Source organism: Streptomyces sp. NBC_00433, assembly GCA_036015235.1.
GTDB lineage: Bacteria > Actinomycetota > Actinomycetes > Streptomycetales > Streptomycetaceae > Actinacidiphila.
Genome location: CP107926.1, coordinates 5,386,703 through 5,399,594, shown reverse-complemented (window position 1 = coordinate 5,399,594; position 12,892 = coordinate 5,386,703). Strand labels below are relative to the sequence as shown.

7 protein-coding genes are annotated in these 12,892 nt (G+C 73.1%); 6 read left to right on the top strand and 1 reads right to left on the bottom strand.

The genetic code is table 11. From position 1 onward, the window contains the following. The first annotated feature begins 6 nt into the window (after nt 1-6). The 6 genes from OG900_23190 to OG900_23165 all read left to right on the top strand — a co-directional run bounded on the left by OG900_23190 (nt 7) and on the right by OG900_23165 (nt 8,965). Nucleotides 7-1,704 (top strand): Tat pathway signal sequence domain protein, encoded by a 1,698-nt coding sequence (locus tag OG900_23190; protein WUH92725.1) that lies wholly within the window; start codon nt 7-9, stop codon nt 1,702-1,704. Nucleotides 1,705-1,736: 32 nt separating this feature from the next. Further along, nucleotides 1,737-2,771 (top strand): ABC transporter permease subunit, encoded by a 1,035-nt coding sequence (locus tag OG900_23185; protein ID WUH92724.1) that lies wholly within the window; start codon nt 1,737-1,739, stop codon nt 2,769-2,771. Next, nucleotides 2,768-3,718: a carbohydrate ABC transporter permease gene (locus tag OG900_23180; protein ID WUH92723.1), complete on the top strand. Its 951-nt coding sequence runs from the start codon at nt 2,768-2,770 to the stop codon at nt 3,716-3,718. The genes OG900_23185 and OG900_23180 overlap by 4 nt, the downstream gene beginning before the upstream one ends. A 101-nt stretch (nt 3,719-3,819) precedes the next feature. After that, entirely contained in the window at nt 3,820-4,830 is a 1,011-nt protein-coding gene (locus OG900_23175; protein ID WUH92722.1) for a LacI family transcriptional regulator, read from the top strand. 74 nt (nt 4,831-4,904) lie between these two features. Beyond that, entirely contained in the window at nt 4,905-6,947 is a 2,043-nt protein-coding gene (locus OG900_23170) for a family 31 glucosidase (protein ID WUH92721.1), read from the top strand. Beyond that, a complete protein-coding gene (locus OG900_23165) occupies nt 6,944-8,965 on the top strand; it encodes a beta-galactosidase (GenBank protein WUH92720.1) in 2,022 nt (673 codons plus the stop codon). The genes OG900_23170 and OG900_23165 overlap by 4 nt, the downstream gene beginning before the upstream one ends. A gap of 37 nt (nt 8,966-9,002) precedes the next feature. Here the strand turns inward: OG900_23165 and OG900_23160 are convergent, their stop codons facing one another. Beyond that, nucleotides 9,003-12,881, bottom strand: a complete 3,879-nt coding sequence (locus OG900_23160) for a hypothetical protein (protein WUH92719.1) — start codon at nt 12,879-12,881, stop codon at nt 9,003-9,005. Between the last annotated feature and the right edge of the window lie 11 nt (nt 12,882-12,892).

Here is a 12,892-nt window from a genome sequence, read left to right as displayed (position 1 = left end):
CCCATCATGAGCATCGAGTTGAACCGCAGATCCTTTGTGAGCGGCGCGGTCGCCGTCGCAGGCGCCGCCGCCGTGTCCCCGCTGCTGTCCGCGTGCGGCGGAGGTGGGGGCAACAGCGAGACCCGGCGCAAGGGCGGCACGAACAGCAAGAAGGGCGCGGCGGCCGCGCTGCCCACGTACGTCGCGAACACCGCCGTGCAGGCGGACATCCCCTCGGCCACCGGTTCGGGCAGCGCGGTGACCGACCCGGGCTTCCTGAAGTATCCGGCGAGCCCGGTGAAGTCGGTGCCCGAAGTGCCGGGCGCGGGCGGCCGCTACACCGCGCTGACCCCGCTGTGGGGCACCATCCCGGCGGCGGGCAACGCCTTCTACCAGGCCGTGAACAAAGCCCTGGGCGCCACGCTGACCATGAAGCCGGCCAACGGCGTCACCTACGCCAACACCATCCCGACGCTGACCGCGGCCCGCAAGCTGCCCGACTGGGTGCAGCTGCCCGGCTGGTGGAATTCGCAGTTCAAGGTCGGCGAGCTGTGCGGCACGCAACTCGCCGACCTCACGCCCTACCTGGCCGGCGACAAGGCCAAGCAGTATCCGAACCTGGCCGCGCAGCCCACCGGCGCCTGGACGGCCGGCATGTGGCAGGACAAGCTCTACGGCATACCGAGCTTCGCCAGCGGCTTCGGCCTGCCGGGCCAGTACTTCTACCGCGGTGACGTCTTCCGGTCGAAGGGCATCAACGCCGACGACATCACCTCCTGCGACGACCTGCTGAACCTGGGCAAGGAACTGACCGACGCCAAGGGCGGGGTGTGGGCCTTCGACGACCTGTGGCCGTACATCTTCCAGATGTTCGACTTCTCGTTGAAGTTCACCGTCACCGACGGCAAGCTGGTGCACAAATACGAGCAGCCCGAATTCATCGAGGCGCTCAACTGGTGCTACAAGGTGGCCAAGTCGGGCTACGTGCACCCTGACGCGCTGGCCGGCAACAACAACGACGCCAAGACCCGCTTCTACGCGGGCAAGGTCCTGATCACCGCCGACGGCACCGGTGCCTGGAACGAGGCGGACGCGCTGGCCGGCGGCGCGGCGGACAAGAGCTACCGCCGGGAGTCCTTCAAGCCCTTCTCCGCCGACGGGACGAAGCCGCCGCGGCTCTTCCTCAACGCCTCGGCGGGCGAGTTCAGCTACCTCAACGCCAACCTCAAGCCGGCTCAGATCGAGGAGTGCCTGCGGATCGCCAACTACCTGGCGGCCCCCTACGGCAGCGCCGAATACACCCTGGTCAACTTCGGTGTCGAGGGCACGGACTACACGATGGGCGCCAACGGCCCGACGCCGACCAAGTCGGGCCTCGCCAACGTGCAGGCGCAGACCTTCCCCTTCCTCGCCACCCCGGTCAACGTCATCTCCAACCCCGACTACCCGGACGTGACCAAGGACCGCTGCGCCTGGAACGCGCTCGCGGCGACGTACGCGTACAAGCCGGTGTTCTGGAACATGAACATCACCGTGCCGCAGCGCTACGCCACCGCCGACGCCGCGCAGGCCGTCGAGGACACGATCAAGGACGTCTACCACGGCATCAAGCCGGTCTCCGCCTACCAGGACGCGCTCAGCACCTGGAAGGGCAGCGGCGGCGGCGACGCCCTCGTCCAGTGGTACCAGACCACCGTCATGGACAAGCTCGGCACCGGCCAGTAGGTCAGGCCGGACGCGTCACCGAGGAGGGAACGATGGTGTCGACCGTCGCCGAGCAGGGCGAGGACGAGGACGAGCAGGACAGGAGCGGGGGCCCGGCCGGCGACGGGGGTGCCGGCCGTACGACCGCGAGCACGGCGGGCACGACGCCACGCGTCGACCGGTTCAACTGGCGGGTGCGGCTGCGCCGCGACAAGTCGCTGATCCTGATGACGCTGCCCGCCGTGGGGCTGCTGCTGGTCTTCAACTACCTGCCGATGGTCGGCACCATCACCGCCTTCCAGTACTACGACCCGCTGGACGGCATCGGCAACAGCCAGTGGGCCGGCCTGGCCAACTTCCGCCAGCTGTTCGGCGACCCGCTGTTCTGGCACGCGATGGAGAACACCCTCTACATCAGCGCCGTCCAGCTGGTGCTGTTCTTCCCGATCCCGATCCTGCTGGCGCTGCTGCTCAACTCGGTGCTCAACTCCCGTATCAGGTCGGTGATCCAGGCGATCACCTTCCTGCCGCACTTCTACTCCTGGGTGCTGGTCGTCACCCTCTTCCAGCAGATGATCGGCGGCGCGGGCCTGCTCAACCAGTTCCTGCGCCGGCACGACGCGGGCACCTGGGACTTCATGACCGACCCGCACACCTTCTCGCTGCTGGTCACCTCGCAGGTGGTGTGGAAGGACGCCGGCTGGGGGATCATCGTCTTCCTGGCCGCGCTGTCCGCGATCGACCAGAACCTCTACGAGGCCGCCGCGTCCGACGGCGCGGGCCGCTGGCGGCGGCTGTGGCACATCACGCTGCCCGGTATGCGCAGCGTCATCGTGCTGATGCTGGTGCTGCGGCTGGGCAACGCCCTTTCCGTCGGCTTCGAGCAGCTGCTGATCCAGCGCTTCGCGGTCGGCCACGACGCCGCCGACGTGCTGGACACCTTCTCCTTCTACTACGGCATCGGCACCCAGAACTACAGCTACGGCGCGGCCGCGGGCATCTTCAAGAGCGTCATCTCGCTGCTGCTCATCTGGGGTGCCAACAAGCTGGCCCACCGCTTCGGCGAGGACGGACTGTACCGGAAATGACCACCCTCACCGCACCCCCCGTCCGCGGGCGCGGCCGCCCGCGCAACCCCGACCGGCCCGCGTGGGAGGAGCCGCCCACCGCGGTCGGCCAGACCGCCAAGGGCCTCACGCTGGGCACCGTGGTGCTGCTGATCATCGTCCCGGTCTACTGCGTGGTGCTCACCAGCATCTCCACCCCGGGCTCGATCAACAGGGCCGGCGGCCTGGTCCTGGTCCCCGACGGCATCACCCTCGACCCGTACACGACGATGCTCAGCGGCGGCCCGGTGCGCCGCGCGCTGGTGGTCACCCTGGCCATCACCGTGGTCGGCACGGCCATCTCGATGGTCGTCTCGGTGCTGTGCGCCTACGGCCTGTCGCGCTCCCGCTCGCTCGGCCACCGCTTCCTGCTGATGCTGCTGGTCCTGACGATGTTCGTCAGCGGCGGCCTGATCCCGACCTTCCTGGTGGTCAGCGAGCTGGGCGGCTACGGCAAGTACTGGTCGCTGATCCTGCCGAGCGCGGTGAGCGTCTTCAACATCCTGGTGCTGCGCAGCTTCTATTCGAGCACCGCGGCCGAACTCATCGACGCGGCACGGATGGACGGCGCGAGCGAGTGGCGCATCCTGTGGTCGGTGGTGCTGCCGACCTCGCGCGCGGTCACCGCGGTCATCACCCTCTTCTACGCGGTCGGCTACTGGAACACCTTCTTCAACGTGATGCTCTACATGCCGGCCGACAGCCAGAAGTGGCCGCTCCAGTACGTGCTGTACGAATACGTCAACCTGGGTATGAACATGCCGGGCCAGGTGAATTCGGGCTTCGGCGTGTCGGGCCACTCGCAGACGGCGCCGCTGTCGCTCCAGATGGCGGTCGTGGTGCTCACCCTGCTGCCGATCATGCTCGTCTTCCCCTTCATGCAGAAGCACTTCGCGAAGGGCATGCTTACCGGGGCGATCAAGGGCTGAACCCCCCACAGACAGGGCCGGTCCCGCACGCCCATCCCCCGCTGCGTGACGGGGCCGGCCCCACAGAACCGAACTGCGGCACGAACGAAGGGTTCACCAGCATGGTGACACTGGCTGAGGTGGCCAAGCACGCGGGCGTCTCCGCGAGCACCGTGAGCTACGTCCTCAGCGGCAAGCGCTCGATCTCGACCCCGACAAGGGACCGGGTCGAGAAGGCGATCAGCGAGCTCGGCTACCACCCCAACGCAGGCGCCCGGGCGCTGGCGGGCAAGCGGTCGCACATCATCGCGCTGGTCGTCCCGCTCAGGACGGACGTCTACGTGCCGATCATGATGGAGATCGCCATCGCGGTGACGGTGGCGGCCCGCAGCCACGGCTACGACGTGCTGCTCCTCACCAACGACGAGGGCCCCGAGGGCCTGCGCCGGGTCGCCGCGAGCGGCCTGGCCGACGGGGTGATCCTGATGGACGTCGAGCTGGACGACGCCCGCATCCCGGTGCTGCGCGAGACGGGTACGCACGCGGCGCTGATCGGCCTGCCCGCCGACACCCGCGGACTGGCCTGCGTGGACCACGACTTCGCCGGGGCGGGCGCGCTGTGCGCCGAGCACCTCGCCGACCTCGGCCACCAGGACATCGCCTTCATCGGATACGCGCCCGGCGTCTACCAGCGGCACGCGGGCTATGCCGAGCGGACGCTGAGCGGCTTCCGCGAACGGGCCGCCCAGCGCGGCCTGCGGGTGCTGCACCGGCCCTGCGAGGGCAGTTACGAGAGCACTGCCGGCGCGCTGTCCCGCATCCTCGCCGACCGCCCGGCCACGACCGGCTTCGTGGTGCAGAACGAGGGCGCGATCGGCCCGCTGCTGAGCCTGCTGCGCACCAGCGGCCGGGTCGTGCCCGAGGACGCCTCGGTGGTCGCGCTGTGCCCCGAACCGCTGGCCGAGCAGTATTCGCCGCGGCTCACCGCGGTGACCGGCCCGGCGCACGAACTCGGGCGGCAGGCCGTGGCGTTGGTGATGGACCGGCTCGACGACCGGCCCACCGCCGAGGTCAGCCTGCTCACCCCGGTGCTCACCCCGCGCGAGAGCAGCGGCCCCGCGCCGGTCCGCTGACCCGCCTGCCCGCCGACCCGTCCTGCCCGCAGATCCCCCTCCACCTCTCACCGAGCCGCACCGGGAGCCGCCGCATGCCCACCTTCTTCCGCGATCTCGGCCACGCCCTGGAGTGGCGGGCCAGGGGCGAGACCCTGCGCGTCGAGGCATGGGGTCCCGACGCCGTGCGGGTCCGCGCCGTCGCGGGCGGCGAGCTGCTCGACGGGCTGCCCGGCGCGCTGCTGCCGGAGGCCCCGGCTCCCGGCGGCGGGCCCGTGATCACCATCGGCGACCACACCGCGACGCTGGTCAACGGCGGCCTGACCGTACGCGTCGACGCCGGCACCGAGGGGCGTCTCACCCCCGACCTGCCGGCCGCGGCGGGCCGGTTGACGTGTCTGCGGACCGCGGACGGCAGCGAGCTGCTGGCCGAGGAGCCGCACCACTTCTGGTGGCCGGGCCCGCGCCTGCACACCGCGACCGGCAACGGCTACCACCGCCTCGAACAGCGCTTCCGCGCCTACGACGGCGAGCGCTTCTTCGGCCTGGGCCAGCACACCCACGGCATGCTGGACCAGAAGGGCGCCGTCATCGACCTGGTGCAGCGCAATGCCGAGGTCACCATCCCCTTCCTGGTCTCCAGCCGCGGCTACGGCATGCTGTGGAATTCGCCCGCCATCGGCCGGGTGGAGCTGGCCGCGACCGGCACCCGGTGGGTCGCCGACAGCGCCCGGCAGATCGACTACTGGGTCACCGCCGGCCGCCCCGCCGACGTCCTGCGGCGCTACGCCGACGCCACCGGCCACTCCCCCGTCCTGCCCGAGTGGGCGGCAGGCTTCTGGCAGTGCAAGCTGCGCTACCGCACCCAGGGGGAACTCCTGGAAGTGGCCCGCGAATACCGCAGGCGCGGCCTGCCGCTCGACGTCATCGTCTGCGACTTCTTCCACTGGACGCACCTGGGCGACTGGCGCTTCGACCCCGCGGAATGGCCGGATCCGCAGGCCATGGTCGACGAACTCACCGCCATGGGCGTGCGGTTGATGGTCTCGGTGTGGCCGTCGGTCAGCCCGGCCAGCGAGAACTACCACCCGATGGGCGACAGCGGCCTGCTGGTCGGCACCGAATACGGCCCGCTGGCGCACGCCGACTGGCCGGACAAGGGCCTCGGCGCCTACTCGGCGCAGGTCGCCTTCTACGACGCCACCAGCCCCGAGGCGCGCGCGTACGTCTGGGACCGGCTGCGGGACAACTACCTGGCGCACGGCGTGAAGGTCTTCTGGCTCGACGCGTGCGAGCCCGAGCTGAAGCCCGGCCACCCGGCCAACCTGCGCTACCACGCCGGTCCCGGGCTCGAAGTCGGCAACCTCTACCCGCGGGAGAACGCCCGGATGGTCTGGGACGGCCTGCGCGCGGCCGGCGAGACCGAGGTCGTCTCGCTCAACCGCTCCTCCTGGGCGGGCGCCCAGCGCTACGGCGCCGCGCTGTGGTCCGGCGACATCGCCACCACCTTCGCGTCGCTGCGCACCCAGATAGCCGCCGGCCTGAACGTGATGATGTCCGGCATCCCCTGGTGGACCACCGACATCGGCGGCTTCCACGGCGGCGACCCCGACGACCCCGCCTACCGGGAACTGCTGGTGCGCTGGTTCCAATACGGCGCCTTCTGCCCGCTCTTCCGGCTGCACGGCTTCCGCGGCCCCGAGCAGGTGCTGGAACCGTCGATGACGGGCCTGCCCAACGAGGTGTGGTCCTACGGCGAGGAGGCGTACGGCATCCTGCGCGGCTACCTGCTGCTGCGGGAGCGGCTGCGCCCCTACCTGATGGAGCAGATGCGGACCGCCGCCGAGAGCGGACTGCCGCCGATGCGGCCGCTCTTCGTGGACTTCCCCGAGGACGAGGGCAGTTGGACAGCCGCCGACTCCTTCCTGTGCGGGCCCGACCTGCTGGTCGCGCCCGTGGTGACGGCGGGCGCGCGGGAGCGGGAGGTCCACCTGCCCGCGGGCGCGCGCTGGACCGACGCGTGGACCGGTGCGGCCCACGAGGGCGGCACGACGGTGCTCGCGGCGGCGCCGCTCGACCGCATCCCGCTGTTCCTGCGGGACGGCGCGGTGCTGCCGATCACCGCGGACGAGTCGTGACCGGACAGCACACCCGCGGGCTCACCGAACGGCTCGGCGGGCGGCTCGCCTTCGGCGGCGACTACAACCCCGAGCAGTGGGACGAGGCCGTCTGGAAGGAGGACGGCCTGCTGATGCGCTGGGCGCACGTCAACCTCGCCACGGTCGGCGTCTTCTCCTGGGCGCTGCTCGAACCCGAGGAGGGCCGCTACGACTTCGGCCGGCTCGACGCGCACCTGGACCGGCTGCACGCCGGCGGTGTCGCCGTCGACCTGGCGACGCCCACCGCGTCGCCCCCGCCGTGGTTCACCCTCGCCCACCCCGACGCGATGCCGGTCACCGCCGAGGGCGTACGCCTCACGCACGGCAGCCGCGACACGTACTGCCTGGCAGCCCCCGCCTACCGCCAGGCGTCGCTGGGGATCGCCACCGCGCTGGCCGAGCGCTACGGGGAACACCCGGCGGTCGCGATGTGGCACGTCCACAACGAATACGCCACCGTCTGCTGGTGCGACCACGCGGCGGCCGGCTTCCGCAGGTGGCTGCGCGCGCGGCACGGCACGCTCGACGCGCTCAACGAGGCCTGGGGCACGGCCTTCTGGAGCCAGCGCTACGCCTCCTGGGACGAGGTCCTGCCGCCGCGCGCCACCCAGTGGCACCGCAATCCCGGACTCGCCCTGGACTACCGGCGTTTCTGGTCCGACGAGGCGCTGGCCGCCTACCGCGAGCAGCGCGACGCGATCCGCGCCCGCACCACGGCTGACCGGCCGATCACCACCAACCTGATGCTTCCCGGCTACCAGGTGCTCGACCTGTGGTCCTTCGGCCGCGAGGTCGACGTCGTCGGCATCGACCACTACCCGTGCGCGCCGGGCCAGGACGCCGCCGCCGACACCGCCTTCGGCGCCGACCGGGCCCGGTCCTTCGGCGGCGGCAGGCCCTGGCTGCTGATCGAGCAGGGCGCCAACACCGTTTACACCGCCGACCGCACGCTGCCCAAGGAGCCGGGCGACATCCTGCGCCACTCGCTGGCGCACATCGCCCACGGCTCGGACGGCGCGCTCTTCTTCCAGTGGCGCCAGTCGAAGGCCGGCGCCGAGCTGTGGCACTCGGCGATGGTCCCGCACGCGGGCCCCGACTCCCGGGTCTTCCGCGAAGTCGCCGACACCGGCGCGGTGCTGGACCGGATCGGCGAGGTCGCCGGCTCCGTCGTACGGGCGCGGGCAGCCGTGCTGCACGACTCCGACTGCTGGTGGGCGCTGGACGGCCAGGGCCTGCCGTCGGCGTCCCTCGACTACCACGGCGAACTGCGGCGCGCGCACCGGGCCTTGTGGGACGCCGGCATCACCACCGACTTCGCCCACCCCGCGGACCCCGGCCTGTCCCGCTACCGGCTGATCGTCGCCCCCGCCCTCCCCCTGCTGTCCGACGCGGCCGCCGAGTCGCTGCGCGCCTGGGTCCACGCCGGCGGCACCCTGCTGGTCCAGCACTTCGCCGGCGTCGTCGACGAGCGCCACCACGCCCGCCTCGGCGGCTACCCCGCGGAGCCGCTGCGCGAGGCCCTCGGCGTGCGGGTCGAGGAATTCCGCCCCCTCGCCGCCGGCGCGGCCCTCCGGCTGTCCGACGGTTCGACGTCCACGGCGTGGAGCGAGTCGCTGCGGCTGACCGCCCCGGCCGAGGCGGTCGCGGCCTACACCGAGGGCATGCTCGCCGGCCTGCCCGCCCTGACCCGCCACCCCTACGGCAGCGGCACCGCCTGGTATGCCTCCACCCGGCTGGACGCGGCCGCGTACGACACCCTGGTCGGGCGCCTGCTGGCCGAAGCGGGCGTCCGGCCCGAGATCCCGCTGCCCCCGGGCGTCGAGGCGATCCGCCGCCACTCCCCGTCCGGCGGGCGGAGCTGGCTCTTCGTCCTCAACCACACCGCCGCCCCCGCCACCGTCCGGGCCGACGGCTACGACCTCCTGACCGCCCGCCCCCTGCCCGCCGCAGGCCTCACCCTCCCGCCGGGCGGCGCGGCGATCCTCCGCCAAGACTGAGTCCGAGGCTGAGTCCGAAGCTGAGTCCAGGGCTCGGTCAGCCCCGCGCCGGGCAAGCCGCGGGGAGGGTCTGCTGCGGGAGGTAGCGCGCGGTCTCCTGCCGCGTCGGGTCGCGGTCGACCGCCTTGCAGACAGCGCTGATCGCCGCGGCCGGACCGGGCAGCGCCACGGTCCAGGCGAGGACGGTGCCGTCGGAGGAGACGGTCGCCAGCCGCGTGCCGTCGGGGCTGAGCGCCACGGAGACCACCACGCCGGAGCCGGTGTTCAGCGTCGTACGGACCTGTCCGGTGGCGACGTCCCACAGGCGGACGGTCCCGCTGGCGTCACCGACCGCCAGCGTGCGGCCGTCGCCGCTGAAGGCGACGGCCGTCGCCTGCGACGTGCTCGCGGTCAGGACCGCGGACTGGCGGCCGGAGCGTACGTCCCACAGCGAGGTGGTCCCGTCGTCACCGCCCGCGGCGACGAGCCGCCCGTCGGGGCTGAAGGCCACCGACTCGGGGGCGGCGTCATGCGGAAGCCAGCGCTCCTTCGTCTTGCCGGGCATGGCGAAGCTCCGCAGGGTGCGGCCCGTGGCCGTGTCCACCACCAGGACCTTCGCGTCCTCGCGTTCCGCCAGGGTCCGGCCGTCCGGGCTGAGCACGTAGTCGGTGAACGCGACACTGCCCGCGGCCTTCCACTTCGCGGGGTGGGAATCGCGGGAGGCCGTGTCCCACACCCGCACCGAACTGGAGAGATCGCCGGCCGGCCGGTTCTGCTCGACGACGGAGGTGACCACGGTGCGCCCGTCCGCGCTGATCGCCGTCGCGTCCGCTGTGCCGTCGATGACGCGGCTGCCGCGGGTGGCGGCGTCCCAGAGCGTCGCGCCGTGCTCCCCCATCGCCACGATGCTGCGGCCGTCCGCGCCGGCCCCCACCCGGTGTACCGGGGCCCTGCCGCCCGGCTTGCCGAGGGTCGCCGCCCGCCGCCACGGATCGGTCGCCCACAGGTCCACGGTGCCGTCGCCCTGCCCGGTGGCCAGGACGCGGCCCTGCTGGGCGAAGACCGCGCCGGCCGCCCGCCCCTTCCGGGGGCCCGCGCCCTCCAGGACGGTGGCGGCCATGCCCTCGGTGGTGAAGAGCCGGACCGTGCCGTCCGCGGCCCCGGCCGCCAGCGTGCCGCCGTCGTCGCTGAAGGCCAGCGCGCTGATGGCGCCGCTGTAGTCGTTGAAGACCGTCTGGCCGCGGCCGGTGGCGGCGTCCAGCAGCTGCACGGTCCCGTCGTCCGAGCCGGTGGCCACGAGCCTGCCGTCCGGGCTCATCGCGACGGTCCTCGCGACGGCACCCGCGGCGTCCGGGGTGCTGGTGGCGGCGACGAGGGCCGTCGGGGGCCCGCCGCCGGCCCAGTGCCAGATCCAGACGCCGCCGTCGGTGGTGCCGATGGCCACGGTGCGGCCGTCCCCGCTGAAGGCCAGCGACCCCCAGGGCAGCGTCGTCGTCGCGAGCCGCCGCCCCGTGGCGGTGTCGAACAGGCCGATGCCGCGGGTGCCGGAGGCGGCCACGATGTGGCCGTCCGGGCTGACGGCGTCCAGGTCGCGCCAGCCGGGGACGGCCGTACGGGAGTGGCCGGTGCCGGTGTCCCAGGACTCGATGCCGTCCCGCTCGTCGGGAGCGTAGGAGATCATCGTGCCCCCGTCGGCGTCCAGCCGGGTGCCGTCGCCGAACGACCTGCTGTCCTGCGGGAAGCCCGGGACGGCCGTACGCGTACGGCCGCTCGCGAGATCCGTCGTGACGACCCGCGCGTTGGCGTAACTGCTGACGAGGGTGCGGTCGTCGCGGCTGAAGGCCATCGCGACCGTCGTCGGCGTGCCCATGCCCGCGGGCATGTCGCGGTCCGTCAGGACGTCCCTGGTCCGGCCGGTGGCGAGGTCGGCGCTGAAGGCCGTGCCCTCGTCCCCGCTCCAGGCCAGGGAGCGGCCGTCATGGCTGAAGGCCAGGCTCCGGACCGACCCGGCGTCCCCGCTGAGCCGCTGCCGCAGCGGCGCGTCGGCGGCACGGTAGAGGCCGGCGGTCGCCTCGGCGGTCGGGCTGACGCGGTAGGCCTGCACCGCGAGCAGCATGCCCAGTTCGGTGTCCGTACTCATCACCGACGCGGCCTGGGCGGCGAGTTGCCGTGACAGCGTCACCCGCTGCGCGGCGACCGCCTCCCGCCGCGCGGCGTCACTGACCCGGCTCTGCCGCCACGCGACCATCCCGGCGGTGACCGCGAGCACGAGCAGCACCGACAGGGTCACGGTGAGCGCCCGCAGACTCCGGCTGGCGCGGGCCGCGAGGCGGATCTCCTGCTCGCGCGCCGCGACGCTGGCGTCGAGGAAGGCCGCCTCCAGCGCGGTGAGCCCGTCCCGCCCGTCCGGGCCCTCCCGCCCTTCGGGCCCGAAGGCGTCCTGAGCGGCGGCGAGCCGGCTCCCCCGGTAGAGGGCCCCGGGATCCCGTTCGAGCGCCCGCCACCCCCGGGCAGCCTCGGTGAGCCGCCGATGCACCCGCAACCGCTCCCGGTCCTCCTCGACCCACGCCCGGTAACGCGGCCAGGCGGAGATCACGGCTTCGTGCGCGAGGTCGACGGTGTCCCCGTCGGCGGTCAACAGCCGCGCTTGCACGAGCAACTCCAGGACGACGGCGGTCTCGCCCGACCCGGGCCCGCCGGGGTCGCCGCCGGCCGCGGGTGCGGCCCCGGCGCCCGAGGCCGGTTCGAGCTCGGCGCGGTCGGTGGGGCGGCGAGTGTCCTGGGCGCCGTCGCCCGGGGTGACCAGGCGGAGGAAGATGCGGCGGGCGGTGGCGGCCTGGGAGGGGGAGAGGCGGCCGTAGAGGCTCTCCGCGGTGGCGGCGATCGCCCCGTGGATGCCGCCCGCGGCCTCGTACATCTCCTCGGTCAGCGCCCGGCCGCGGCGGCGGCGCCAGGTCTCCAGGAGCGCGTGGGAGACCAGCGGCAGGCTGCCCGGCTCCTTCTCGGCCTCGCGCACGATCCGCGCCGTCAGCGACCGCTCCACGATCAGCCCGCCGGCCGCGGCCGGCTTCACGATGGCCTCGCGCAGCGCCGCGGGGCCCATCGGTGCGACCAGCAGCGCCGCGTCCCGCAAGGCCTCGGCAAGGCCCGGGTGTTCGGCGCAGCGGCCGAAGAAGTCGGCCCGCACCGCGATCACCACCCGCAGCCGCCCGCCGGGCCGTGCCGCGGCGAGCAGCAGGTCGAGGAACGCGGCGCGTTCCTCCGCGTCGGCGGTGAGGGTGAACACCTCCTCGAACTGGTCGACGATGACGACCGCGTCGCCGTCCTCCTCCCGCTCGGGCGCCAGCAGCGCGGCCCGGGTGCCGGCCCGCGCCGCCGGGCGCGGGCCCGGCGTGAGGATGCGGATGGCGGCGGGACGCGCCCCGGCGCCCGCTCCGGACCGCAGTGCCGGTATCAGCCCGGCCCGCAGCAGCGAGGACTTACCGCTGCCCGAAGCACCCACCACCGCGACGAGCCGCTCCTCGCCCAGCTTTTCCACCAGCCGGGCGACCAGTTCGTCGCGCCCGAAGAAGAGTTCCCTGTCCTGCGCCTCGAACCGCCGCAGGCCGCGGTAAGGCGCGGCGGAGTCCGCCTCGGGGTCCGGCGGCCACGCCCCGATCACCTCTCCGCCCGCGACCTCGCGCCAGCGCAGCTCCCACCGCTCGACCTGCTCGGCGTCCCCGCCGCAGGCCTGTACGTACGCCCGCAGCGTCGGCAGTGACGGCAGCCGTATGCCGCCCGCCGCCTGCGACAGCGTGCTCGCGCCCGCACCGGTGAGCCGGGCCATCTCCCGGTAGGTGGGGCTGCCCGCCTCCACCCGCAACTTCCGCAACTCGTACGCCAGTTGCTGGACCGGCCCGGTCTCGGGGTCCAGCAGACCCTCCGGACGCCCCGCCATGTGCTCCCCCG